The organism is Synechococcus sp. HJ21-Hayes, assembly GCF_024345835.1.
Lineage (GTDB): Bacteria > Cyanobacteriota > Cyanobacteriia > PCC-6307 > Cyanobiaceae > Vulcanococcus.
The window spans coordinates 142,061-167,490 of sequence record NZ_JAGQBW010000001.1; the positions used below are offsets into that span (position 1 = coordinate 142,061).

Genomic DNA, 25,430 nt, shown 5'->3' on the forward strand with positions numbered 1-25,430 from the left:
CCGGCCCTAGATGCCCACGATTCAGCAGCTGATCCGTACCGAGCGGCAGCGCCTCACCCGCAAAACCAAGTCCCCCGCCCTGCGCGGCTGCCCTGAGCGCCGTGGTGTGTGCACCCGTGTGTACACCTCCACACCCAAGAAGCCGAACTCGGCCCTGCGCAAGGTGGCCCGTGTGCGCCTCACCTCGGGCTTTGAAGTCACTGCCTACATCCCGGGCATCGGCCACAACCTGCAGGAGCACTCCGTGGTGATGATCCGCGGCGGCCGTGTGAAAGATCTGCCGGGTGTTCGCTACCACATCATTCGCGGCACGCTCGACACCGCCGGCGTCAAGGATCGCCGTCAGTCTCGTTCCAAGTACGGCGCCAAAACTCCGAAGGATTGATCCTTCCCTCCCGTTTTCCTGACTTCCACCCTCCAGGTCTATGTCCCGCCGCAACGCAGCTGAGAAGCGCCCGGTTCTTCCCGATCCCCAGTTCAACAGCCGTTTGGCCACGATGATCGTGGCCCGACTGATGAAGCACGGCAAGAAGTCCACCGCCCAGCGGATTCTCTCCGATGCCTTCTCGCTGATCAACGAGCGCACCGGTTCCGACCCCCTGGAGCTGTTCGAGACCGCCGTCAAGAACGCCACCCCCCTGGTGGAAGTGCGGGCTCGCCGGGTTGGCGGCGCCACCTACCAGGTGCCCATGGAAGTGCGCCAGGAACGTGGCACGGCCATGGCCCTGCGTTGGCTGGTGAATTTCTCCCGGGCCCGCAACGGCCGCAGCATGGCCCAGAAACTGGCCGGCGAACTGATGGATGCGGCCAACGAAGCCGGCAGTGCCGTCCGCAAACGGGAAGAAACCCACAAGATGGCCGAAGCCAACAAGGCCTTCGCCCACTACCGCTACTGAGACCAGTGAGCTGGGCCGCGGGCGGTCCAGCCCCTGCAAGGGTCGGTTGCAGCCGACTTGTAGAGTGACGCCCAATTTTTGTCGATCACATCCTCCGGAGACCTATCCCGTGGCTCGCGCCTACCCCCTAGAACGCGTCAGAAATATCGGTATCGCTGCGCACATTGATGCCGGCAAAACCACCACCACCGAGCGGATCCTGTTCTACTCGGGTGTGGTTCACAAGATCGGTGAGGTGCACGATGGCGCCGCCGTGACCGACTGGATGGCCCAGGAGCGCGAGCGGGGCATCACCATCACGGCTGCGGCAATTTCCACCAGTTGGAAAGACCACCGCATCAACATCATTGACACCCCTGGTCACGTGGACTTCACCATTGAGGTGGAGCGTTCCATGCGGGTGCTCGACGGCGTGATCGCCGTGTTCTGTGCCGTGGGCGGCGTTCAGCCCCAGTCGGAAACCGTGTGGCGCCAAGCGGATCGCTACAAGGTGCCGCGCATGGTGTTCGTCAACAAGATGGACCGCACCGGCGCCGACTTCCTCAAGGTCTACGAACAGATCAAGGATCGTCTCAAGGCCAACGCTGCCCCGATCCAGCTGCCCATCGGTGCCGAAGGCGAGTTAAGCGGCATCGTGGACCTGGTGAAGAACCGGGCGTTCATCTACAAGGATGAACTCGGCAAGGACATCGAGGAAACCGATATCCCCGCCAACATGGTGGAGGAAGCGGCCAAGTGGCGCGCGGCACTGATGGAAAGCGTCGCCGAGACCGACGAGGACCTGGTGGAAGTGTTCCTGGAAACCGGTGAGCTCAGTGAAGAGCAGCTGCGCAAGGGCATCCGTGAAGGTGTGCTCAAGCACGGCCTGGTGCCCATGATCTGCGGCTCCGCCTTCAAGAACAAGGGCGTTCAGCTCCTGCTCGACGCGGTGGTGGACTACTTGCCCGCCCCGGTGGATGTGCCCCCGATCCAGGGTCTGCTGCCCGATGGCACAGAAGCGGCCCGTCCCGCCGAAGACAGTGCCCCGTTCAGTGCCCTTGCCTTCAAGGTGATGGCCGATCCCTTCGGCAAGCTCACCTTCGTGCGCATCTATTCAGGTGTGCTCCAGAAGGGCAGCTATGTGATGAACTCCACCAAGGACAAGAAGGAGCGCATCTCCCGCCTGATCGTGCTGAAGGCCGACGACCGCGAGGAAGTGGACGAACTGCGCGCCGGTGACTTGGGCGCCGTCTTGGGCCTGAAGGACACCACCACCGGCGACACCCTGTGTGTGGATTCCGATCCGATCATCCTGGAATCCCTCTACATCCCCGAGCCCGTGATCTCGGTGGCAGTGGAGCCCAAGACCAAGGGCGACATGGAGAAACTCTCCAAGGCGCTTCAATCCCTTTCCGAAGAAGATCCCACCTTCCGGGTTCGTACGGATCCGGAAACCAGCCAGACCGTGATCGCCGGCATGGGCGAACTCCACTTGGAAATCCTCGTGGACCGCATGCTGCGCGAGTTCAAGGTGGAGGCCAACATCGGCGCCCCTCAGGTGTCCTATCGCGAAACCATTCGCGGCAGCGCCAAGGGTGAGGGCAAATTCGCCCGCCAAACCGGTGGTAAAGGCCAGTACGGCCACGTGGTGATCGAAATGGAACCCGGCGAACCGGGTTCAGGCTTCGAATTCGTCAACAAGATTGTTGGCGGCGTCGTGCCGAAGGAGTACGTCGGACCGGCAGAAGCCGGCATGAAGGAGACCTGCAATTCCGGCGTGATTGCAGGCTTCCCCATGATCGACGTGCGGGTCACCATGGTGGACGGGTCTTACCATGATGTGGACTCGTCTGAAATGGCGTTCAAGATCGCTGGCTCCATGGCTTTCAAGGACGGCGTCAAGAAGTGCAATCCTGTGCTGCTTGAGCCGATGATGAAAGTCGAGGTTGAAGTTCCCGAGGATTACCTTGGGTCCGTCATCGGCGATCTCTCCTCCCGCCGTGGACAGGTCGAGGGTCAGTCCGTGGACAGCGGGCAGTCCAAGGTCCAGTCCAAGGTGCCCCTGGCCGAGATGTTCGGCTACGCCACCCAGCTCCGATCCATGACCCAGGGTCGGGGTATCTTCTCGATGGAATTCAGCCATTACGAGGAAGTTCCTCGCAATGTGGCGGAAGCCATCATTTCTAAGAATCAGGGTAATTCCTGATCTTTCTCATACCCGTTTACCCCCCGATTCTTTTTCATCATGGCCCGCGAGAAGTTCGAAAGGAATAAGCCCCACGTCAACATCGGCACCATCGGCCACGTTGACCACGGCAAAACCACCCTCACCGCCGCCATCACCAACGTGCTGGCCAAGAAGGGTATGGCGAAGGCTCAGGCCTACGACCAAATCGATGGCGCTCCTGAAGAGCGCGAGCGCGGTATCACCATCAACACCGCCCACGTCGAATACGAAACCGACAAGCGTCACTACGCCCACGTGGACTGCCCCGGTCACGCGGACTACGTGAAGAACATGATCACCGGTGCCGCCCAGATGGACGGCGCCATCCTGGTGGTGGCCGCCACCGACGGCCCAATGGCCCAAACCAAGGAGCACATCCTCCTGGCCAAGCAGGTGGGCGTGCCCGCCCTGGTTGTCGCCCTCAACAAGTGCGACATGGTGGACGACGAGGAAATCCTCGAACTGGTCGAACTGGAAGTGCGTGAACTGCTGACCAGCTACCAGTTCCCTGGTGATGACATCCCGGTGGTCCAGGTGTCTGGCCTCAAGGCCCTGGAAGGCGACTCCGCGTGGGAAGCCAAGATCGACGAGCTGATGAATGCCGTTGACGAGTCGATCCCCGAGCCCGAGCGCGAAATCGACAAGCCCTTCCTGATGGCTGTTGAAGACGTGTTCTCCATCACCGGTCGTGGCACCGTGGCCACAGGGCGCATCGAACGTGGAGTGGTGAAGGTGGGCGAAACCGTCCAGATCGTGGGCATCAAGGACACCCGCGACACCACAGTCACCGGCGTGGAGATGTTCCGCAAGCTGCTTGATCAAGGCATGGCCGGCGACAACGTGGGTCTGCTGCTCCGCGGTGTGCAGAAGGAAGACATCGAGCGCGGCATGGTGCTGGTGAAGCCCAACTCCATCAAGCCCCACACCAAGTTCGAAGGGCAGGTCTACGTGCTCAAGAAGGAGGAAGGCGGCCGCCACACTCCCTTCTTCGCAGGCTATCGCCCGCAGTTCTACATTCGCACCACCGATGTGACCGGTCAGATCACCGCCTTCACCGCTGAAGACGGCACGAACGTGGAGATGGTGATGCCCGGAGACAACATCAAGATGACCGGCGAGCTGATCTGCCCGGTGGCCATCGAACAGGGCATGCGCTTTGCCATCCGCGAAGGCGGTCGTACGATCGGCGCCGGCGTGGTGTCCAAGATCCTCGAGTGATCCTCTGATCCGGCTCTCGCCCTGATCTAAGGTCGGGGGGTGGAGGTTTCGGCCTTCACCCCTTCCTGCACCTCGACAATCCAGCCGCTTCTGAGTGGCCATTCGGGATCCTCCCGTTTGCTACTTCTGAGCACGACAGTTAGAGGTGTTCACCTCTAACGCTCCCAGCCAACGGGTTGTTCCACCCTGGCTCTCCGCCGCACCTGGCTCATCGCCGTCTGAACCGACATGTCCGCCGCCATCGCTCAGCAGAAGATCCGCATCCGCCTCAAGGCGTTTGATCGCCGCATGCTGGATCTGTCCTGCGAAAAAATCATCGAAACTGCCGATCACACCGCTGCAACTGCGATCGGCCCGATCCCCCTTCCCACCAAGCGCAAGATCTACTGCGTGCTGCGCTCGCCCCACGTGGACAAGGACTCCCGTGAGCACTTCGAGACCCGCACCCACCGCCGGATCATCGATATCTACAGCCCCTCGGCAAAAACCATCGATGCTCTGATGAAGCTCGACCTGCCGAGCGGTGTGGACATCGAAGTGAAGCTCTGAGTTCCACGTTCAACTGCCGCACCACGTAGTGGTGCCTACCAAGCCCGCCAAGAGGCGGGCTTTTTGACGGGCCCATCGGCGCCCACCTAGCCCTCGCAGGCGGAGTGTTGCTGCCTAGGATTCGAGCCAAAAGACGGTTCTGCCCTACGGCGGTGCCGGTCCCTCAACCGCTGCCGGAAGGACGACGACGTGACGAATCTGGCCGTGAGGGAACTCCCACTCTTCCCGCTGCCGGATGTGGTGTTGTTCCCCCAGGAGGTGCTGCCTCTTCACATCTTTGAGCCGCGCTACCGGATGATGCTGCGCACGGTGCTGGACGCCGATCGGCGCTTCGGTGTTGTGCGTTGGGATCCCCAGGAGGGAAAGATGGCAGAGGTGGGCTGTTGCGCTGAGATTCTCCAGTGCCAAACCCAGGAAAACGACCGCAGCAACATCGTGACCATGGGCCAGCAGCGCTTTCGCGTGCTGGAGGTGGTGCGCGAGGCCCCCTTCCGGGTGGGACTGGTGAGCTGGATTGAAGACGAGCACAACGACAGCCACGACACCCTCAGCGATCTCTCCACAGAGGTGACCAAAGCCCTCAAGGACGTGGTGGAGCTCACGGGCAAATTGATGGGCAAGCCCACCGCCCTGCCCAGTGACGTGCCAGACCTGCCCCGGGAGCTGTCGTTCTGGATCGGTGCCCACCTGGGGGGTCCGGTGGCCGATCAGCAACAGGCGCTGCTGGAGATCACCGATACCGGTGAACGGCTGCGCCAGGAATTTGATTTGCTGGATGAAACCCGCCGGCAACTGGCCGCCCGAACCGTGCTGCAGGACACCTTTCGAGATCTCGACGAATCCGCGGGCAACGAGGAGAGCTGAGACACCATGACACGGTTGGCCGTATTGCCCACCCTCGCCGGGGGCCTGTTGGGAGTGGCCGCGATCCTGGGCGCCCTGCTGCTGCTTGGCCTTGCGGTGTGGGGCTGGCGTGATCGCCAGTTCGAAAGCACCGCCAGCGTGGCCGATGCCTACGACCGCTGGACCGATGACCAGCTGCTGGAGCGTCTCTGGGGAGATCATGTCCACCTGGGGCACTACGGCAGCCCGCCGCAGTCGGTGGACTTCCGCCGCGCCAAGGTGGACTTCGTCCACGAGCTGGCCCGCTGGAGCGGCCTCGCGGACCTGCCTCCAGGCAGCACGGTGCTCGATGTGGGCTGCGGCATCGGTGGCAGCGCCCGCATTCTCGCCCGCGATTACGGCTTGCAGGTGTTGGGCATCAGCATCAGCCCTGGCCAGATCCGACGGGCCACCGAACTCACCCCAGCGGATCTGAACTGCCGCTTTGCCGTGATGGATGCCCTCGCTCTCGATCTGCCGGACGCCGGCTTCGATGCGGTGTGGAGTGTGGAGGCCGGCCCCCATATGCCCGATAAGCAGCGCTACGCCGATGAATTGCTGCGGGTGCTCAAGCCCGGCGGACGGCTGGCGGTGGCCGATTGGAACCGCCGCGACGCCGCTGTGAAACCCCTGAATCGCCTGGAGCGCTGGGTGATGCACCAGTTGCTGGTGCAATGGGCCCATCCCGAATTCGCCAGCATCCCAGGCTTCCGCCGCAACCTGGAGCAAAGCCCCTACGGCCGCACCACCAACTCCCAGCCTGAGGGCACCTCAGCCAACCCTTGGCTGGTGGACACCGCGGACTGGAGCCGCGAAACGCTGCCCTCCTGGATCGACTCCATCCTCGAAGGCCTTCGCCGGCCTCGTGCCGTGCTGGGGCTAGGACCGCAGGCCGTCCTGATGGGTCTGCGCGAAACCCCCACCCTGCTGCTGATGCACTGGGGTTTCGCCACCGGGATGATGCAGTTCGGCGTGTTTCGCGGACGCAAACCGGCCTGAGGTCAGGCCTCCACGTCTGCGATCTGGGTGATCGGATAGGCCCCGAACACGGCCAAGTGCTCACACAGGGGCTGGAGCTCGGCAATGGCCTGCTGCAACGGCTCCGGCCCCTCGGAGAGCTCGAGATCCACGAAGAAGATGTATTCCCCCATCTCGCGTTTGGAGGGCCGCGATTCGATGCGGCTCATGTTCAGGCCCCGATGGGCAAAGCAGGCCAGGGCCTCCAGCAGGGCACCTGGTTGGTTGGCATGCAGGGAGAACGCCAGGCTGGCCAAGGGGCCCTCGAGGCTGCGCTCCCCGCGTCCCAACAACAGGAAGCGGGTGCAATTGCCCGCCACATCATTGATGGGATAGGCCAGCACCTCCAGGCCATGCTCCTGGGCGGCCTGCAGGGAGGCAACGGCGGCGCGGAAACGACTACCCGCCACCATGCGGGCCGCTTCAGCGGTGGAGCTGGTAGGCAGTTGCAGGGCGGTGGGCAGGCGGTCGGCCAGCCACTGGCTGCACTGGGCCAGGGCCTGGGGATGGGAGAGCACTTCGCTCACGCCCTCCAACGGGCCACTGCCCAGCAGCGCATGGCGAATGGGCAGCACCAGAGCCCGCTCCACCCGCAGCTCGGGGTGCTCCCAGAGGGCATCGAGGCAGGCGGTCACACCGCCCTCCACCGAGTTCTCCACCGGCACCACCGCACCATCACAGCGCCCTTCCGCCAGGGCCTTCACCACGGCGCGGATGCCCGCCTGGGGCAGCAGTTGCGGGGTGGCGATCTGCTCCAGGGCCGCCAGGCGCATCGCAGCCTGCTCCCCATAGGTACCCGCGGGGCCAAGAAAGGCAATGCGCATGGGAACTGGGAAAGCCGTGCTGGATAGGATCATGCCGCCCCGGCCGCTCCCAGATGCCCCTGGCCTTCAGCGCCAGCCAAGCGTTGCACTTGCCGGTTCAACGGGATGGCGAGCGGCTTGCGGCCTACCTCGACGACGAAGAGCGGGTCATCGGCGCTCTGCTCGATCCGCAACAACTCCACCCGCTCTCAGCCGGGAGCTATCGCTACACGGTGACCAAACTGCAGGTGTTCCAGCTGCAGATCCAGCCGGTGGTGGATCTGGTGGCCCGGCGCAGCCCCAGCCGCATCGAGCTGGAAGCAGTGGACTGCGAACTGGAGGGCCTGGGCCTGGTGGACGACTTTCGCCTCACCCTGCACTCCTGGCTGGAAGCACGGCAGGAGGGCCTGGTGGGCGAGGCCGCCCTGGCGGTGCATGTGAGCCAGCCCAGTCTGCTGAAGCTGATCCCAGCCAAGGTGCTGGAGGGCACGGGGCGATCGCTGCTGGCCGGAATCCTGCTAGGCATCAAGACCCGTGTGGGTCAGCAGCTTCTGGGCGATTTTGAGCAGTGGTGCCAGCTCACGGCCAGCTAGGCGGGGAGCACCTTGCGAAGGAAGGAACGGCGATGCAGCGAAGTAGGTCCGAGCTGCAGCAGGGCTTGGCGGTGCACAGCGGTGCCATAACCGGCATGGCGCTCCAGGCCATAGCCGGGATGCGTCAGGGCCAGCCGGGTGATCAGCGCATCCCGGGCCTGCTTGGCCAGCACACTGGCGGCAGCAATCTCCAGGCACTGGCTGTCGCCCCGCACCACGGTTTGCTGCGCTCCCCGCCAGCAGCGCAGGGGTAACACCCCATCCACCAACACCAGCTCAGGCGGGAGCGCCAGGCGCTGCAAGGCCCGCAGCATGGCCCACTCCGTGGCCGTGCGAATGCCATGGCGATCGATTTCCGCGGCAGACGCCTGACCCAGGGCCCAGTGGCAGGTTTGGGCCGTGATCTGAGGCACCAGCAGGGCACGCCGGCGGGCGGTGAGGGCCTTACTGTCCGTGAGTCCGGCGGCGGCGAGCGGCTCGCGGGCAGCGTCGGGGAGGATCACCGCCCCGGCGAACACGGGGCCGAACCAACAGCCCCGGCCCACCTCATCCACGCCGGCAACGGCCAACGTCAGTCGGTGGCGGAGGAACGGCGGCGGCGACGGCGGGGTTCGCCGCTGTCGTCCTCGGGTTCGGGTTCCGGAGCGGCAGCAAGGGCCACAGCGGCAGGGGCTGGCGCTGGTACCTCGGTGATGGCCACCGCCGCGGCAGCACGGCTCCGGGTTGCTCGGGCCGGGACCCGCTCGGCCGCCGGCTTGGGTGTGGCGATCACGTCGAAGGTGGTGTCGGTCAGGACGGGGATCGGCGCAAAGTCGTCGACGGGCAGCGGCGTGATCTCCACCGTGACGGGCAGCGGCGGCTGCACCGCCATAGGGGCTTCAGCAGCACCGGGACGGGTGGGACTGGCGAGCACCGCATCACCACTGCCGCCGCGGCCACGGCGACGACGACGCGGACCTGTCGCAGCCAGTTGCTGGCGCGCCTCTTCCAGGATGGCCTCGGCATCTTCACCGGGACGCACCACCCGTACCATCAGGTTGTCGGCACTGGGAACCGGCTCCAGCAACAGGGCTGGGTTGAGGCCAAGCCAGCCGTACACGAGCTCTTGGTCGGCATCCATGGGGACAGCCACGAGTTCCGGCTCAGGCCGCCGACTGGGAACCTCACCAGCTGGGGCCATGGCGGCATCCACCGAGACCCCTGGGGCAGCGGCCGCAACATCAAAGCTGGGCAGATCCGGGGCCTCGCCGGCACCCCGACCACCCCGACCACCGCGGCGACGACGACCACCGGCTGCTTCAGAGACGGAGGGACTGAGCACCTCAGCCCGGGCGGAAGCGGCAGAGCGCACCAAGCCGCCCAGGTTGGCCAGAGGCTGGAGGGTGTCCTTACCAGGCAGCACCGCCACGTGACCCAGGCCACCGCAGCTGGGGCAGGCACGCCCGAACAGTTCGTAGATGTTCTGCCCCTGGCGCTTGCGGGTGAGCTCCACAAGGCCCAGTTCCGTGAGCTGAGCAATCTGGGGGCGCGCCGAATCGTGGCGCACGGCTTCAGTGAAGTGCTCGAGCAGTTGCAACTGATCGCGGCGCGACTCCATATCGATGAAGTCGATGATCACCACACCACCGATGTTGCGCAGCTTGAGCTGGCGGGCAATCTCGATAGCCGCTTCACAGTTGGTCCAGAGCACCGTCTCCCGCGCATTGGCGGAGCGGGTAAAGGAGCCCGAGTTCACGTCAATCACCGTGAGCGCCTCGGTGGGCTCGATGATCACGTAGCCACCGGAAGGCAGCTCCACCCGGGGCTTGAGGGCATCACGGATGGCGGCGTTCACCTTGAAGTGCTCAAGGATCTCAGTGGGTTCCTGATGCGCCTCCACCTGCAGGTTGGCCTGATCGACCCCGAGGAAGGCATTGACGCGGCCTACGGCATCGGCCGTGTCCACCACCACCCGCACCAGATCAGGGCTGTAGTGATCGCGCAGGATCCGATGGATGAAGTCCTCGTCGCGGTTGAGTAGCACCGGAGGGCTGGCGGCCTCTGCCGCGGTCTGGATGGCCTCCCACTGGCGCAGCAGGGCTTCAAGGTCGTCGATCAGCAGCTCTTCGCTGACGCTCTCCGCCTCGGTGCGGATCAACAGACCAGCCCCTGGGGGCTTGATCAACACGCCTAGGGCCCGCAGCCGATTGCGCTCGCTCTCACCATTGATGCGGCGGGAGATGTTCACCCCCTGGCCATGGGGCTGGAGCACCAAGAAACGGCCCGGCAGGGTGAGGTTGCCGGTGAGCCGCGGCCCCTTAGTGCCCGTGGGCTCCTTCATCACCTGAACCAGCACCTTCTGCTTGGGTTCCAGTAGCTCGGTGATGCCGGCAGCGCCCTTTCTCAGCCGCAGCGGGCCGAGATCGGTGACATGGATGAAGCCGTTTTTCTCACCCTCGCCAATGTTGACGAAGGCAGCATCGATGCCGGGGAGGACATTCTCAACGGTGCCGAGATAGACGTCACCGATTTGATAGCGGCCTTGGGCCACCACCAATTCATCCACACGGTCGTCGGTGAGAACTGCGGCAATACGCAGCTGCTCGGCGATGACGATCTGCTGAGGCATGGAAAGTCAGGAGATGGCTCGCCGGAAGCGAGCCGAAGGGGGATTAGGAAAACGGCACCAGCCGCAACCACAACACGGGGAAGCGAAACATCCGCAGCCATCGCCGATGGCCTTGGGTTCTGGAAGGAGCTGTGGTTTGGAAAAATTCAGGACGACATCCGCAGAGGGGACGCCAAGGGCGGACCGGAGCGGTGACTGTTTCGAGCGCTGCGGCGGGAGGGACATCACCCAGGGGTGCGTGACCTCAGAACCGCGACCTACGAGCAGGCCTTACCGGGAAAGAAGCGCAAGTTCCAGATCTGGATGGAACCCGTCTGAACGGCGTCTGCCGTGGCGACTTTCAAGAAGAGAGGTTCGAGAAAGCTGCCTAGGCTCCCCTCTCATCAAGAGGGGCGAAGACTCTGGCCAAGGGTCGGACCAGTTGATCTGCCGTCGTGCTTGCACGCTAGCACGGGCATTTTGTGGCCTTCAGCCCTGGCGCAACTGCAGCGATTCGCGGCGCAGGCTCACCATGTTCAGGGACATGGCCAGCTGTTGGCTGAACCAGGACTGCAGCTGTTCTGGGCGCAGGCTGCGACCCGCTGCATCAATCTCAGCGGTGTAAAGCAAGCTCACCGCTGCAGGATCCTCCGTTGCCGCAACCCGCAGGTCTTGCAGGTACGGACGACAGTCCCGGCTGCGGGGACGCCCCTTCTTATCGGTGTCCTCCCAGATCCACTCGCCCGCGTTGCGCAAGGCCTCAACGGATTCCTCCCACTGGGCCAGGCTGACCAGCGGAGCAGCCCCCAACGCCGCAACCGAGGGTTCAGGCCTCAGCACCAGGCTCCAGGTGGCCGCCACCAGCTCCTGCGACAGGCTGACGCCCGACACCGGCACCTCGAGCACCGTCTGCAGCGCGAACTGGGGCGGCAGTTGCTCCTGCAGCCGTTGGCACACCCAGGCGGGGTCCTGCCATTCCGCCATCTCCACATCCATCCACTCGCCAGCCGCCTCGGCGCCCAGGGGCAGGGCCAGGGCGAACTGCACCCGCGGCAGGGGGTGGAAGCCGCCGGTGAAGCTCACGGGCACGCCGCTGCGGCGCAGGGCACGCTCCATCAGTCGCACCAGATCCAGGTGGCTGAGCAGCGCCAGCGAGCCGGTTTTGGCGAAACGGAAGCGCAGGCGCTGCATCCGCTCGCTGGCGGGAGGCCGTTGGGGGAGCTGCTCTGGGATCACTGGCGGCGGAATCACCACGTTGTGGCCCAGCTCCGGACCGCACACACCGCAGCTGCTGCAACCCTCAAAGGAACAATCGGGAACCACCGCCGCCGCCAGGGCCTGGCTGAGGTCGTCGGCAAGCCAGCCCTTGTCAACGCCGGAATCGATGTGATCCCAGGGCAGGGGCTGAGCGCAGAAGGCCTCCAGGTCTTGGGAACTGAGGGCCTCGGTGCTGCTCCAGGCCCCCATCTCCAGGGCGCGATAGCGGCCGCCCAGGCCCGCGGCCTCAATGGCCTCGGTCCAGGCGGCGTAGGTGCGATCGGCCGCCTCGAACCAGGCATCGAGGCCGGCACCGGAGCGCCAGGCGGCCTCGATCACCGGAGCCAGGCGCCGATCGCCGCGGCCCACAAAGTCCTCCATGGCCGAGAGGCGCACATCGGTGTAGTTGGTCTTGAGGCCGCGCAGGGGCCGCAGGGCCTCGCGCAGCAGCTGCTGGCGCCGCTGGAATTCCGCCGTGCTCACGCTGTGCCACTGGAAGGGCGTATGGGGCTTGGGCGTGAAGTTGCTGATGGTGAGGTTCAGCTCCAGCCGGCCCAGGTCGGTGCAGTTGCGCTGCAGATTGCGGCAGGTATCGGCGATGCCCAGCACATCGGCATCGGTTTCCCCCGGCAGGCCGATCATGAAATAGAGCTTGATCTTGCGGTAACCGCTCTGCATCGCCGTGCGGATGCCCCGCAGCAGCTCGGCATCGGTGAGGCCCTTGTTCACGATGTCGCGCAGGCGCTGGGTGCCGGCCTCCGGCGCAAAGGTGAGGCCCGCCTTGCGGGTACCCCCCAGGATGTGGGCGATGTTCTCGTCGAAGCGATCCACCCGCTGGCTCGGCAGGGTGAGGGTCACGTTCTTGTCGGCCAGGCGGTTGCGCAGCTCCACCCCCACCGCCGGCAGGGCCAGGTAATCGCTGCAGCTCAGCGAGAGCAGCGAGAAATCGGAGTAGCCGGTGCGCTCCATGCCGGTTTCGATCGCCTCGATCACCGCCTCGGGCTCCACATCCCGGGCGGGACGGGTGAGCATGCCCGGCTGGCAGAAGCGGCAGCCACGGGTGCAACCGCGGCGAATCTCCACGGTGAGCCGGTCATGCACCGTCTCGATGTGGGGCACCAGACCCATGGCGTAGTGGGGCATGGGCGTGGCGGTGCGCCGCAGCACCCGCGCCGGGATGCCGGGAACGAGGGGCACCTGGGTCACGCCGTCAGCCCCCGGTCCGTAGAGGCTGGGCACGTACACCCCCGGCACCTGGGCCAGGTCGAGCAGGAGCTCACGGCGGCTCAGGCCCGCCGCCTTGGCCTCGGCCACCACCAGCCCGATCTCGGGCAGCACCTCCTCGCCATCGCCAAGCACCACGAAATCGAAGAAGGCCGCGAAGGGCTCCGGGTTGCTGGTGGCGGTGGGGCCACCAGCAAAGATCAAGGGCGGTGCTGCCGGATCAGCCAGGGGCAGATCCCCCCGATCCGCTGCCCGGATGGGGACCTGGGCTAGCTCCAGCATCGCGAGGATGTTGGTGGCCCCGAGCTCATAGCTGAGGGAGAAGCCGAGGATGTCGAACGCCGGCAGGGGCCGGCGGCTCTCCACCGCAAACAGGGGCTCCCCGCGCAGGCGCAACCGCTCGGCCAGATCGGGCCCTGGCAGGTAGCTGCGGTCGCACAGCTGGCCGGGCACGGCGTTGAGGATCGAATAGAGAATGATGTGGCCGGTGTTGCTGGAGCCCACCTCGTAGATCTCGGGGTAGGTGAGGGCCCAGCGCACCCGGGCGCCCTGCCAGTCGCGGGGCTCCACCCCCAGCTCATTGCCCAGATAGCGGCCGGGCTTGGCAATGCTCCGGTCCACCAGGGCCGCGAAGTCCACCGGAGCGTCAACAGGCGAGGCAACGGTCACGGCGGCACGCGGACGGGCGTTGGCTCGATCGTATGCATCGGGGCGCCTCGCCATAGGACAATCCCGCCATCAGCAACAGCGCACGGCGCCCGATCCCATGGCTCAGGTCAACGGCAACTACCTCAAGCTCAAGGCGGGCTACCTCTTCCCGGAGATCGCACGGCGCGTGAAGGCCTTCAGCGAGGCCAACCCAGAGGCTCCGATCATTCGCCTGGGCATCGGCGACGTGACTGAACCACTGCCGGAGGCCTGCCGCAGCGCCATGAAGGCCGCCATCGACGAGATGGGCACCCGTGAGGGCTTCCACGGCTACGGCCCCGAGCAGGGCTACCTGTGGCTGCGCGAGGCCATTGCCACCCACGACTTCCAATCCCGCGGCTGCCAGGTGAGCGCCGAAGAGATCTTCGTGTCGGATGGCTCCAAGTGCGACAGCAGCAACATCCTCGACATCCTCGGCCCGGACAACCGCATCGCCGTGACCGACCCGGTGTACCCGGTGTATGTGGACACCAACGTGATGGCGGGCCGCACCGGCGACGCCGATGACGCCGGCCAGTACGGCGGCCTCACCTACCTGCCGATCACGGCCGCCAATGGCTTCACCGCCGAGATTCCCAGCGACAAGGTGGATCTGATCTACCTCTGCTTCCCCAACAACCCCACCGGCGCGGTGGCCACGAGGGAGCAACTGAAGGCCTGGGTGGACTACGCCCGTGCCAACGATGCCCTGATCCTGTTTGACGCGGCCTACGAGGCCTTCATCCAGGACCCCGAGCTACCCCACTCCATCTACGAGATCGAAGGCGCCCGTGAGTGCGCCATCGAGTTCCGCTCCTTCTCCAAGAACGCCGGCTTCACCGGCACCCGCTGCGCCCTCACCGTGGTGCCCAGGGGGCTGATGGGGACGGCCGCCAATGGCGAACGGGTGGAGCTATGGGCCCTGTGGAACCGCCGCCAATGCACGAAGTTCAACGGCGTGAGCTACATCGTGCAGCGTGGCGCCGAAGCGGTGTATTCGCCGGAAGGCCAGGCCCAGGTGAAAGCCCTGATCAGCTTCTACATGGAAAACGCCGCCATCATTCGCCGCGAGCTCAGCGCGGCCGGCCTGCAGGTGCACGGCGGGGAACAGGCCCCCTACGTGTGGATCAAAACCCCCGAGGGGATTGATTCCTGGGGGTTCTTCGACCTGCTGCTGGGCCAGGCCAACGTGGTGGGCACCCCCGGCAGCGGCTTCGGGGCCGCCGGCGAGGGCTACTTCCGCCTCTCGGCCTTCAACAGCCGCGCCAACGTGGAGGAGGCCATGCGGCGCATCCAACGGGCCCTCGCGCCGGCAGCGGCTGCCGCGTGAGGTCCTGCCTAGAGTTTGCGTCCCGTGATGTCTGAACTGGCCGCGATGACCAGAGCAAGCCAGGCACCAGGCCGCGACAGCGGTGGCGCGGCGGTGATGGAGAAGGCACCGGAGCGGGTTCGCAAGACCTCGCCCCGCTACAAGGTGCTGCTGCACAACGACCCGGTGAACACCATGGAATACGTGGTGACCACCCTGCGGCAGGTGGTGCCATCCCTCAGCGAGCAGGACGCCATCGCTGTGATGCTGGAGGCCCACAGCACCGGCGTGGGCCTGGTGATCGTGTGCGACATCGAGCCGGCGGAGTTCTACTGCGAAACCCTCAAGGCCAAAGGGCTCACAAGCACGATCGAACCGGAAAGCTGATGGAGGCCGCCGCCACGCCGGGCAGGCCGCACATCCCCTGGTGGGGCACCCTGCTCTATCCCGCCGTACTGGTGGCCCTCTTCCTGGGCTGCCAAGGGCTGGCAGGGCTCCTCGGCGTTGGCGAAGGGCAGCGGGCGAGCCTGGCAGCGATTCCGGCCGTGGTGGCCCTCGTGCTCAGCCTGCCGCAGCGACTGCGACGGCAGTGGGGTGAGCCGCACCCCTGGCGCAGCCTGGGGGTGGTGGCACCAGGGCCAGCCGTGCTCAAGGCCCTACTGCGCGGCCTGCTCAAGGCGGCGGCTCTGCTGGGTCTGGTGGTGATCGGCCTGCAGCTGGCCGGAGCGCTCACCTGGCCACTGCAAACCTCTGGCGCCGTGGTTCTCAACGGCCTGGCCCTGGCCCTGGGGGTGGGCTTTGCCGAGGAACTGCTATTCCGCGGCTGGCTACTGGGGGAACTCGAGCTGCAATGGGGACGCCAGCGGGCCCTGCTACTCCAGGCCGCCCTGTTCAGCTTGGTTCACACCCGCTTCAATCTGCCGCTACTACCCCTCCTCGGTCTCCTGGGGGGCCTGATGCTGCTGGGCCTGGCCCTTGGCCTGCAACGCCGTTCCGACAGGGGCTTGCTGTGGGGGGCCATTGGACTGCATGGCGGCCTGGTGGGCGGCTGGTTTGTGCTCAACCAGGGGCTGACCGCCCTGGAACCGGCCACCCCCAATTGGCTCACCGGACCCGCCAACCCCATCGGGAGCGTGCTGGGCTGGCTGGGGCTGGGCCTGCTGTTGTGGGCGCGACGACGCTGGTGGAGCGCCTAGCGGGTGGCCGTGGCCAGGGCTTTGCGACCCTCCACCGGCGCATGCAACGCCTGCTCCAGGGGAGCAACCCCGTAGTCGCGCTCTAGCAAATCCATCACCGTGCGGCCGAAATCAGATGGGTTGCGCTCGAAGGCCTCCAGACAGATCCGACCGAAGGTGCTCCCCATCGGCTCGGGGTTCCAGAGCAGCTGCCGAGCCGTCCAGGGCAGCATGCTCATTGGGTTGTAGCCGGGCTTGATCAGGCCCTGATCGAAGCCGTACTGCTCCAAGTGGGTGTGGGGCTGAAGGCCGATGAAAAAGATCGCCGGCTCCACCTTGTCGGCACCGAAAATGCGCTCCAGCTCGCGGTGATAGGCCACGGTCTGGCGGATCGTCTCGGGCCGCTCGTCGATCACGTTGAACGAGTAATTCACCGACACGTGCTCGCGGAAACCAGCCCTGGCGAGCAGGCGGCAGTTCTCCAGCACGGTGCGCAGGTTGTAGCCCATGCGCATCTTGCGCACGAGCTCCTGGGAGCCGGAGGTAATGCCGATCTCGAAGTAGTCCATGCCGGTGGCCACCATCAATTCAGCCAGCTCGGCATCGAGGTTGTCGGCCCGGATGTAGGCGGCCCAGCGGATATCGCTCCAACCCTCCGCCTGAACGGCCCGCAACAGCTCCTTGGCGTCGTCGATGTAGCGGCGCGCGGGGATGAACTGGGCATCGGTGAACCAGAAGCCACGCACGCCCTTCGCATAGAGCTGGCGCATCTCGGCGATCACCTCCTGCACGGGGTTCACGCGCACCGCCTTGCCCTCCACCACGGTGTAGACGCAATAGCAGCAGTTGTGGGGGCAACCGCGCTTGGTCTGTACACCCACATAGAAGTCGCCGCCGTCGAGATACCAGTCGAGCTGGGGCCAGATCTGGGCGATGTAGCTGTAGTTGCAGGCGGTTTTCTCCATGCCCGCCGGCTGCTCATGGATCAAGCCAGGCCTGGGCTCCTCCCCCGCCAGAAAGCAGCGCTCCCCCTCGAGGGACTCGCCCCGGATCAGTTTCTCCAGCAACGGCTCGCCTTCCCCCACCGACACCACGGTGCCCTGGGGCAACTTGCGGCCCAGCTGCTCATAAAAGACACTCACGGCGCCGCCGCCGAGGGCGGCGATGGCCTGCGGTTCAAAGCGGCGGGCCCGGCGCAACCCCCGCCGCACCAAGCGCAGGTTGCGCCACAGCTCTCCATAGAAGGAGGCCATCAGGCGCAGGCCGCCCAGGGCACCACGCAGGCGCTTGAGCGGATTGCGCGCATAGAACACCTCAAAAGAGTTCTGCAGGGGATTGCCGCCGCGCCCATCCACTGGCGCATAGATCTGAATATCCCGCCAAGAGAACACCACAAGGGTGGGGCGGAACTGCTCGATCGTGGCGAGCAGCACGCGCTCCACATCCAGCAGGGGAAGGGCTGCCAGATCCAGGATCCGCTGGGGCACCTGGGGAAACTGCTTATGAATGTGATCGGCCAGGTACACCGGGCCGATCGGGAAGATGGGATTGCAGGGCAGGCGAACCAGCAACACCCGCTGATCACCCGGGCAGGGTTGGCTCACGGCGGGGCACAAAAAGCGTGCTTGGACGCTAACAACTGATCTCAGGGGCCGGAGTCGCCATGGCGCTGGCCAGCTCGCGCACGCGGCGCTGCAGCGGGGTGGGCAACCAACCCCACCAGGCCTGATGCACGCAGGGACGCTGGCGCAGTTCCCAGCCGTGGCGCGCCAGCAGCTCAGCCAGCTGTTCGGGCCTGGGCTGCGGGTAGGCGGGATTGATCACATCGCCCACATCAATGCCACCCAGGTCGTCGATGCCGGCCTCGAGGGCCGCAGGCAGGGCCTCCAGGGGCCAGAGATTGGGGGGCATCTGGAGATGCACCTCGGCCGGCAGTACGGCACGGGCCGTGGCAATGAACGCCAGCAGATCGTCTTGCTCGGCCGTGGTGAGAGGCCGCGCCTGCTCACCATCGGGACGCCAGGGCTGCAGGATCACTTCCTGCAGATGCCCCCAACGCCGCTGCAGGTCCGCCAGGAGCTCAAGAGCCTGCTGGCGATCGGCCCAGCTCTCGCCCACCCCCAGCAGCAGGCCCGTGGTGAAGGGAAGACCCAGCCGCCCTGCCTGCTGCAACTGCCGCAGGCGCACCTCCAGGCGCTTGCTGGGGGCGTGGCGATGCAGGGGCTCATAGGCCGGCCCGAGGCCCTCCAGCATCAGGCCCATGGAGGGGTTAAGCCGGGCCAGGGAAGCCATCTCAGCCAGCGACAGGGGGCCGGCGTTGGTATGGGGCAAGCGCCCCTGGGCCAGGGCCAGGCGACTCAGTCGGATCAGATGGGCAAACCAGCCGGCCCGCTGGGGCGATGCCGGGGCCACCTCACCGCTGAGCAGCAACACCTCACGGGCCAGGGGGCGGGCCGCCAGCTGCTCCAGGGCCGAGGCCTCGCTGAGGGCGCTGGCCTGCGCCAGGGGAACCCGAAAACTGCAGTAGCCGCAAGCGTTGAAGCAACCGTGGGTGGGCACCAGCGTGACGCTGGGGCTCCAGCTGATGCGGCGCCCGAAGGGGCGATGACCCCGCGGCGATCCCTCCCTCAACACCCCTTTACAAGCGCGCAATGTTCCGTTACGTTGTGGGAGGCGTCGGCTCCGGCCGCTGCCCTACTTACCGCCAAAAGCCTTCGGGCACGCGGCATTTCTTTCCCGTACTCATGACCACCACTCTCCAGCAGCGCCAAGGCGCTTCTGCGTGGAACCAGTTCTGCGAGTGGGTCACCAGCACCGACAACCGCCTCTATGTGGGTTGGTTCGGCGTTCTGATGATCCCCTGCCTGCTGGCAGCCACCATCTGCTTCATCGTTGCGTTCATCGCAGCTCCCCCTGTTGACATCGACGGCATCCGTGAGCCTGTCGCCGGCAGCCTGCTGTACGGCAACAACATCATCTCCGGCGCTGTGATCCCCAGCAGCAACGCCATCGGCCTGCACTTCTATCCCATCTGGGAAGCCGCCAGCCTCGACGAGTGGCTGTACAACGGCGGTCCGTTCCAGCTGGTGGTGTTCCACTTCCTGATCGGCATCTACGCCTACATGGGACGCGAGTGGGAACTCTCCTACCGCCTCGGCATGCGCCCCTGGATCTGCGTTGCTTACAGCGCACCCGTGGCTGCTGCTTCTGCTGTGTTCCTGGTGTACCCCTTCGGTCAGGGCTCCTTCTCGGACGCCATGCCCCTGGGTATCTCCGGCACCTTCAACTACATGCTGGTGTTCCAGGCTGAGCACAACATCCTGATGCACCCCTTCCACATGCTGGGTGTGGCCGGTGTGTTCGGCGGCAGCCTGTTCTCCGCCATGCACGGCTCCCTGGTGACCTCCTCCCTGGTGCGTGAAACCACCGAGGCTGAGTCCCAGAACTACGGCTACAAGTTCGGCCAAGAGGAAGAGACCTACAACATCGTGGCTGCCCACGGTTACTTCGGTCGCCTGATCTTCCAATACGCCTCCTTCAACAACAGCCGCAGCCTGCACTTCTTCCTGGCTGCCTGGCCCGTGGTTGGCATCTGGTTCACCGCCCTGGGCGTGAGCACCATGGCCTTCAACCTGAACGGTTTCAACTTCAACCAGTCGATCCTCGACGGCCAAGGCCGCGTGGTGAACACCTGGGCGGACGTTCTGAACCGCGCTGGTCTGGGCATGGAAGTGATGCACGAGCGCAATGCTCACAACTTCCCCCTCGACCTGGCCGCTGCAGAAGCCACCCCCGTGGCTCTGACCGCACCTGTGATCGGCTGAAGCCAACAGTCCGGTTAACGAGCCCCCGCTACGGCGGGGGCTTTTTTATTGGCGCCCCGTGGATGGGTGAGAGTGGCTGCAGTGGGTTGAATGCCGGTGGTTGGGGATGGGCTGCAGCGCACAGCTGCTCAGGTGGCGGCGGAGCTGCAGCTTCAACCCCATCCGGAAGGAGGCTGGTACCGGGAGCTGCATCGCAGTGAGGCCGCCGTTCAGCGATGGGATGGTGAGGCCCGATCCGGGTTGACCCTGATCGTGTTTCTGTTGGCGGCCGGTGAAACCAGTGGCTGGCATCGGGTGCTCCATGCCGATGAAACCTGGCATTTCGCTGGGGGCGAGCCCTTGGAGCTCTGGATCCTGGAACCCGATATGCACACGCCAAGCCGCCGGCTTCTGGGCCCCTTGGGCCTCAGTGGTGGCGCTTCAGAGGAGCCCAACCTGCCCGTGGCCGTTGTGCCTGCGGGCTGGTGGCAGGCGGCTCGTTCCATGGGCAGCTGGAGTTTGGTGACCTGCTGCGTGGCTCCAGGTTTTGACTTCCAGGATTTTCAACTACTCCGCGAACTTCCGCGCGAGCTGCATCCCCTGGGCGCCATGGAGAGCTTGCTTTGATCCAGACGCAGGCGAGACCGGTTTGCGGATGAGGAAAACCGACAAAACACCAGCACCAGCCGGAGAGCCAAGGGCGATGGTGTGTGACAACCAGTCGTGAAAGCCGGTGACTGGATTTGAACCTGCGACCTACTGATTACGAATCAGTTGCTCTACCACTGAGCTACACCGGCATCCCCATGAAATTAGCATTCAGGCCTCTCTGGCCCGCGGTGACACCGATGGTTCCTCCCTCCCGTGAGCCCCTGGATCCGGCCCTCCGGGCCCGTTTGCTGCAAGAGGCCCGCACGCCTTGGCGTGGTCTGCGCAGGGCCCTCTGGCTGGCTTTCACTGCCTCTGCAGCGCTTGGTCTGGCCACGATGGCGATGCGAGCCTCAGCGGGGGATGGTGTGCCCGGCTCAGATCTGCTGATCCAGGTTGGGGCCCTCAGTCTCTTCGGGTTCCTGCTCTGGCGGGATCGTGCTGCTGACCCCGGAGACGGTTCCACCGGTGCCGACTGAAGGCTCGGTTGTGGTGGTTTCCGGGGTCGCCGCCGGAAGGTCCTTGGGTTCGGACTCCGGTCCTGTTGCAGGATCAGGCTCGGGATCCTGTATGGGTTCGGGCTGATGCTCAACCTCAGGTTCAGTTACGGCAGCGGGAGGCTCAGGTGTTTCAGGTGCCTGGGGTTTGGTTTCTGTGGGATCCAGCTCCAAGGACGGCAGCAGCAGGAGGGGCAATCCCAGGTTGAGGCGTTGCTCGGCGGCCTCAACTTGGGTGAGTGGCAGCGTTTGCTCGATCTGTTGGGTGGAGCGACTGAACATCCACAGGGCTTGCACCACCTGATGCCACTGCCAGAGCATCAGCACCAGTAGGGGCACGGCCATCAGCAGTACCACCAGCCGCGGACTGGCGGCCAGCGGCGACCAGGCCCAGGCCATACCGGCGGAAGTATCGATCCACCACACCAGGGGCAGCAGCAGGGCCGCACCGCTGCTTGCTAGCAGTTTCAGGGGAAGGACGTTCTGTAGGGCGCTGAGGCGTAGTTGATCGGGCCGCCTGGCCCGCATCGGCACTTGCAGCAGCAGCAGGGACCAGAGATCGGGCTGCAGACGCCAGAACAGAACTGCCGGGCCCAAGGCTCCGAGTGCCCAGGTGAGCAGCCGCTCGAAGCCAGGCAAGAGCCCTGGATCGGCGCCAGCCAGCACAAGCACCAAGAGCACCGCCTCGAGGGGCAACACCGCCAGCCCCAGCAGCTGGAGCCACAGCAGGGGTTCGCGGCGGGCTGGGTTGCCCCGGAGGGTGCTCACGGTCAGAGGGTGAGGGTGCGGCGCTGGGTGACCAGTTTGAAGGCCTCAACGCGATCGCCTTCCTGCCAGTTGGCGAAGCGATCCGTGCCGATGCCGCATTCGAAGCCCGTGGCCACTTCCTTCTGGTCGTCCTTGCCCCGGCGCAGGGAGTCGAGGTCGCCCTCGAAAACCTTCTCCTTGCCGCGGAAGACGCGCACCTTGCAGTTGCGCTGCAGCTTGCCGTTGGTGACGTAGCAGCCCGCCACGGCGCTCTTGCCGATGGTGAACACGGCCCGCACCTCGGCTTCGCCCAGGGACTCCTCCACCAGTTCGGGTTCCAGCAGGCCTTCCATGGCGAGCTGGATGTCCTCGAGCAGTTTGTAGATCACGTCGTAATCCCGCACATCCACACCGGTGGCATCGGCGGCGCGCTTGGCACCAGGAGCCATGGAGGTGTTGAAGCCCACGATCACGGCGCCGGAAGCGGCCGCCAGGTCCACGTCGGTCTCGGTGATTTCGCCCGGAGCGGAGAGCAGCACCCGCACCTGAACTTCGCCCTGGGGCAGCTGTTCCAGCGAACCGAGGATGGCTTCCACGGAGCCCTGCACGTCGGCCTTGAGGATCAGGTTGAGCTCTTTGAGCTCGCCCTCGCTGGCCTGACCGGACATGGAGCCGAGGGACACCCGGCGGGAGGCCATCTGCTGCGCCAGGCGGGTGGCGCGGGCCTCGTTGGCCCGATCACCCACCACGGAACGGGCGGTCTTCTCGTCCGGATACACCTCGAACTCATCACCGGCCGTGGGAACTTCGCTGAAGCCCAGCGCTTCCACGGCATAGGAGGGGCCGGCTTCCTTGACCCGCTTGCCGGTGTCGTCCACCATGGCGCGCACCTTGCCCAGCACGGGGCCAGCGGCCAACACGTTGCCGGTGCGCAGGGTGCCGTTCTGGATCAGCAGGGTGGCCACAGGGCCCTTGGCCTTGTCGAGGTGGGCCTCGATCACCGTGCCCTTCGCCATGCGATCCGGGTTGGCCTGGAGGTCTTCCACCTCCGTTACCAACAGGATCATCTCCAGCAGCTTGTCGATATTCTCGCCCTTGATGGCGCTCACCGGCACCATCACGGTGTTGCCGCCCCAGTCCTCCGCCAGCAGGTCCTGGCCGGAGAGCTCCTGTTTCACGCGGTCGGCGCTAGCACCTTCCTTGTCGATCTTGTTGATCGCCACCACGATCGGTACCTCGGCGGCGCGGGCGTGGCTGATGGCCTCAAGGGTCTGGGGGCGCACGCCGTCATCGGCGGCGACCACCAGTACGGCTACGTCGGTCACCTTGGTGCCCCGGGCCCGCATGGCCGTGAAGGCCTCGTGGCCAGGGGTGTCCAGGAAAGTGATCTTGCGTTGCTCACCGGCGTGGGGGATTTCCACCTGATAGGCACCGATGTGCTGGGTGATTCCCCCGGCTTCGCCTGCTGCCACACGGGTTTTGCGGATGGCGTCCAGCAGGCTGGTTTTGCCGTGGTCCACGTGGCCCATCACGGTCACCACGGGCGGACGGCGGATCAGGTGAGCCATGTCGCTCTCCTCGATCATCTCCACCGTCTTCTTGGCGGCTTCCTGGACGTCGTCCTCCAGCACCGGCACGCCGAACTCCTCGGCCACGGCTTCGATGGTGGAGAGATCGAGGCTCTGGGTGACCGTGGCGATCACCCCCTTGAAGAACAGGCTCTTGATGATCTCGGAGCTTTCCACGCCGAGCTTCTCGGCCAGCTCCTGCACCGTGAGGTTGCCCTCCGGCACGATCAGCATGTCGGGACGCTGTTGCTTGGCCTCCCGAGCGGCCCGCAGCTCCATGGCACGGCGGCGCTGACGCTGGCGGGTGGTTTCCTTCTTGCGCTTGCGCATGGCCGCCACGGGCTTGGCGGCAGGAGCTGCCGGTTTGCTACGGGGCTTGGCGGGCCGGGCCAGGCTGGCCTGCAGCACCAGGGCTTCCTGTTCACCGGCGAAGCCGCCGGTTTCAGCCGTGAGGGCATCATCGTTTTCGCCGATGATGTGCACCTTTTGCCGCTGCTTCTGCGGTGATCGGCTGCGCAGGGCTTCCAGCTTGGCGCTGTCGTCCCAGTCGGGGCGACGGGCGCGACCAGGGGCCTGCGGCGTGCGGAAGTTGGGCCGGCGCGGTGCGCTCGGCGGCGTGGCGGTGGGGCGAGCGGGACCGCCTTCTGTGCCTGGAGCACCGGCTTCACCGGCTCCGGCAGGGCGCCGCGGCGGGGCGGCCATCGGCCGTGCACCGGGCTTCTGTAGCTGCATGAGCTCGCCAGGGGCTACTGGCTTGCGCATGCCTGGCATGCCAGGCCGCGTGGGGGGAGCCGGGCGCGTGCCGCCCCCAGCGGGGCCGCTCACATCGCGGCGGATTGGTTTGCCAACCAGTTCCACCTGGGCCCGCACGGGCGGAGCTCCGGGTTTGCCAGTCTGACCAGGCCGTACGGGGGCCGGAGCGCCGGGGCGGGTGGGCATGCCGGGGCGCTGGCTCAGGGGCGGGCGTCCCGATGGGGGCGCCGGGCGGTTGCTGCCGCCCTGGCCTTGGCCGCCCTGGGGCCGACCCACCAGCTGGGGCTTGCCGGGGGCAGGGCGAACCGGTGCCGGCGCGCCAGGACGCTGGGGTGTTGCCGCTGCGGGACGTGCCGGGGGAGCGCTGGGGCGTGGCGCAGGTGCAGCTGCAGCAGGGGGCGTGGGAGCGGCGGGCTTGCGGGCCGCCGGTGCCGGTGTGGCGGGTGACTTGGCCACGATCGCCGGCGCGGGCCGTGCGGGAGCTGATGGAGCGGCTGGGCGGGCCGGGGTGCTGGGCTTGGCAGCAGTGGGCCGGGCTGGCGGGGCTACTACCGGTGCCGGGCGGGCGGGCTTGACCACCTGCGGGGCCTGGGCCGCAGGCTTGGCAGCGGGCTTGGCCACGGGAGGCTTGGGAGCGGCCACGGCTGCGGGCGGACGAACGGGGGTGGGCGCCGGGCTGGCCGGACGCGCCGGGGCTGCCGGTGCCGCTGGCGCGGCCGCTGCGGGCTTGGCTGGGGCCATGGGGGCGCTCGGGGCAGCGGGTGCCGGGGCTTTCTGCACCGAAAGGATGGCCTTGGGTGCGGCCGCAGTGGGGGCTGCCGGCTTGCCATTGCCCGTGATCAGGCTGCGGATCCGGGCGGCCTCGTCGTCGCTGATCGAGCTGCTGTGGCTCTTGGCAGCAATCGCCAGCTTCTCGGCGGCATCGAGCACGTCCTTGTTATCCAGGCCCAGATCCCGGGACAGCTCGTAAATCCTCACTTTGCCGCTGCTGGTCATTCAGTGCTCCAATCG

At 66.0% G+C, this 25,430-nt stretch carries 22 protein-coding genes and 1 tRNA gene; 14 read left to right on the forward strand and 9 right to left on the reverse strand.

Annotated elements, in window-relative coordinates:
• The first annotated feature begins 10 nt into the window (after positions 1-10).
• The 7 genes from rpsL (at position 11) to KBZ14_RS00875 (ending at position 6,750) form a co-directional block, all read left to right on the forward strand.
• The gene (gene rpsL / locus KBZ14_RS00845) at positions 11-385 is read left to right on the forward strand and encodes a 30S ribosomal protein S12 (protein ID WP_255116381.1); all 375 of its coding nucleotides are present in this window, start codon (positions 11-13) and stop codon (positions 383-385) included.
• A 40-nt stretch (positions 386-425) separates the two neighbouring features.
• Positions 426-896, forward strand: coding sequence for a 30S ribosomal protein S7 (gene rpsG / locus KBZ14_RS00850; RefSeq protein WP_255116382.1), 471 nt, complete (start codon positions 426-428; stop codon positions 894-896).
• A gap of 109 nt (positions 897-1,005) precedes the next feature.
• A complete protein-coding gene (gene fusA, locus KBZ14_RS00855) occupies positions 1,006-3,081 on the forward strand; it encodes an elongation factor G (protein WP_255116588.1) in 2,076 nt (691 codons plus the stop codon).
• Between the two features lie 39 nt (positions 3,082-3,120).
• Positions 3,121-4,320, forward strand: coding sequence for an elongation factor Tu (tuf, locus tag KBZ14_RS00860; protein ID WP_255116383.1), 1,200 nt, complete (start codon positions 3,121-3,123; stop codon positions 4,318-4,320).
• A gap of 228 nt (positions 4,321-4,548) precedes the next feature.
• Positions 4,549-4,869, forward strand: coding sequence for a 30S ribosomal protein S10 (rpsJ, locus tag KBZ14_RS00865; RefSeq protein ID WP_185466691.1), 321 nt, complete (start codon positions 4,549-4,551; stop codon positions 4,867-4,869).
• Positions 4,870-5,058: 189 nt separating this feature from the next.
• Complete coding sequence (locus KBZ14_RS00870) at positions 5,059-5,733, forward strand: LON peptidase substrate-binding domain-containing protein (protein ID WP_255116384.1); 675 nt, start codon at positions 5,059-5,061, stop codon at positions 5,731-5,733.
• A gap of 6 nt (positions 5,734-5,739) precedes the next feature.
• Positions 5,740-6,750 carry a methyltransferase domain-containing protein gene (locus KBZ14_RS00875; protein ID WP_255116385.1) on the forward strand — a complete coding sequence of 337 codons (1,011 nt, stop codon included), beginning with the start codon at positions 5,740-5,742 and terminating at the stop codon, positions 6,748-6,750.
• Between the two features lie 2 nt (positions 6,751-6,752).
• Here KBZ14_RS00875 and pheA read toward each other — a convergent pair whose 3' ends face one another.
• Positions 6,753-7,592 carry a prephenate dehydratase gene (gene pheA, locus KBZ14_RS00880; protein ID WP_255116386.1) on the reverse strand — a complete coding sequence of 280 codons (840 nt, stop codon included), beginning with the start codon at positions 7,590-7,592 and terminating at the stop codon, positions 6,753-6,755.
• A gap of 53 nt (positions 7,593-7,645) precedes the next feature.
• Here pheA and KBZ14_RS00885 point away from each other — a divergent pair, with 53 nt between their 5' ends.
• Entirely contained in the window at positions 7,646-8,164 is a 519-nt protein-coding gene (locus KBZ14_RS00885; protein ID WP_255116387.1) for a DUF1997 domain-containing protein, read from the forward strand.
• Here the strand turns inward: KBZ14_RS00885 and KBZ14_RS00890 are convergent.
• From KBZ14_RS00890 to KBZ14_RS00900, 3 genes are all read right to left on the reverse strand, one after another.
• A complete protein-coding gene (locus tag KBZ14_RS00890) occupies positions 8,161-8,733 on the reverse strand; it encodes a ribonuclease HII (RefSeq protein WP_255116388.1) in 573 nt (190 codons plus the stop codon). The genes KBZ14_RS00885 and KBZ14_RS00890 overlap by 4 nt on opposite strands.
• Before the next feature lie 2 nt (positions 8,734-8,735).
• Positions 8,736-10,772: an Rne/Rng family ribonuclease gene (locus KBZ14_RS00895; protein ID WP_255116389.1), complete on the reverse strand. Its 2,037-nt coding sequence runs from the start codon at positions 10,770-10,772 to the stop codon at positions 8,736-8,738.
• Positions 10,773-11,240: 468 nt separating this feature from the next.
• Positions 11,241-13,955, reverse strand: coding sequence for a TIGR03960 family B12-binding radical SAM protein (locus KBZ14_RS00900; protein ID WP_399219561.1), 2,715 nt, complete (start codon positions 13,953-13,955; stop codon positions 11,241-11,243).
• A 43-nt stretch (positions 13,956-13,998) separates the two neighbouring features.
• Here KBZ14_RS00900 and KBZ14_RS00905 point away from each other — a divergent pair, with 43 nt between their 5' ends.
• Genes KBZ14_RS00905 through KBZ14_RS00915 form a run of 3 tightly spaced genes read left to right on the forward strand, consistent with a single transcriptional unit; the run spans position 13,999 to position 16,424 of the window.
• Positions 13,999-15,249 carry an LL-diaminopimelate aminotransferase gene (locus tag KBZ14_RS00905; protein WP_255116391.1) on the forward strand — a complete coding sequence of 417 codons (1,251 nt, stop codon included), beginning with the start codon at positions 13,999-14,001 and terminating at the stop codon, positions 15,247-15,249.
• Positions 15,250-15,294: 45 nt separating this feature from the next.
• Positions 15,295-15,615 (forward strand): ATP-dependent Clp protease adapter ClpS, encoded by a 321-nt coding sequence (gene clpS / locus KBZ14_RS00910; RefSeq protein WP_255116392.1) that lies wholly within the window; start codon positions 15,295-15,297, stop codon positions 15,613-15,615.
• On the forward strand, positions 15,615-16,424 hold the full coding sequence (locus tag KBZ14_RS00915) for a CPBP family intramembrane glutamic endopeptidase (protein ID WP_255116393.1): 810 nt from the start codon (positions 15,615-15,617) through the stop codon (positions 16,422-16,424). The genes clpS and KBZ14_RS00915 overlap by 1 nt, the downstream gene beginning before the upstream one ends.
• Here KBZ14_RS00915 and KBZ14_RS00920 read toward each other — a convergent pair.
• Together KBZ14_RS00920 and cofG are read right to left on the reverse strand one after the other, a co-directional pair.
• Positions 16,421-18,007: a photosystem II high light acclimation radical SAM protein gene (locus tag KBZ14_RS00920; protein WP_255116394.1), complete on the reverse strand. Its 1,587-nt coding sequence runs from the start codon at positions 18,005-18,007 to the stop codon at positions 16,421-16,423. The two genes, KBZ14_RS00915 and KBZ14_RS00920, sit on opposite strands and share 4 nt — an antisense overlap.
• Positions 18,008-18,035: 28 nt before the next feature.
• A complete protein-coding gene (cofG, locus tag KBZ14_RS00925; protein ID WP_255116395.1) occupies positions 18,036-19,034 on the reverse strand; it encodes a 7,8-didemethyl-8-hydroxy-5-deazariboflavin synthase subunit CofG in 999 nt (332 codons plus the stop codon).
• A gap of 113 nt (positions 19,035-19,147) precedes the next feature.
• Here cofG and psbA point away from each other — a divergent pair, with 113 nt between their 5' ends.
• Both psbA and KBZ14_RS00935 read left to right on the forward strand, forming a co-directional pair.
• Positions 19,148-20,227 carry a photosystem II q(b) protein gene (gene psbA, locus KBZ14_RS00930; protein ID WP_255116396.1) on the forward strand — a complete coding sequence of 360 codons (1,080 nt, stop codon included), beginning with the start codon at positions 19,148-19,150 and terminating at the stop codon, positions 20,225-20,227.
• A 90-nt stretch (positions 20,228-20,317) separates the two neighbouring features.
• A complete protein-coding gene (locus KBZ14_RS00935; RefSeq protein WP_255116397.1) occupies positions 20,318-20,833 on the forward strand; it encodes a cupin domain-containing protein in 516 nt (171 codons plus the stop codon).
• 101 nt (positions 20,834-20,934) lie between these two features.
• Here the strand turns inward: KBZ14_RS00935 and KBZ14_RS00940 are convergent.
• Positions 20,935-21,006 (reverse strand) — tRNA-Thr (locus KBZ14_RS00940).
• Between the two features lie 48 nt (positions 21,007-21,054).
• On the opposite strand from KBZ14_RS00940, the gene KBZ14_RS15895 reads away from it, so the two are divergent.
• Complete coding sequence (locus KBZ14_RS15895; RefSeq protein WP_399219563.1) at positions 21,055-21,333, forward strand: DUF3493 domain-containing protein; 279 nt, start codon at positions 21,055-21,057, stop codon at positions 21,331-21,333.
• On the opposite strand, the gene KBZ14_RS00945 is transcribed toward KBZ14_RS15895, so the two are convergent.
• Positions 21,232-22,119: a low-complexity tail membrane protein gene (locus KBZ14_RS00945; protein ID WP_255116398.1), complete on the reverse strand. Its 888-nt coding sequence runs from the start codon at positions 22,117-22,119 to the stop codon at positions 21,232-21,234. The genes KBZ14_RS15895 and KBZ14_RS00945 overlap by 102 nt on opposite strands.
• A gap of 2 nt (positions 22,120-22,121) precedes the next feature.
• The gene (gene infB, locus KBZ14_RS00950) at positions 22,122-25,415 is read right to left on the reverse strand and encodes a translation initiation factor IF-2 (protein WP_255116399.1); all 3,294 of its coding nucleotides are present in this window, start codon (positions 25,413-25,415) and stop codon (positions 22,122-22,124) included.
• Positions 25,416-25,430 lie beyond the last annotated feature (15 nt).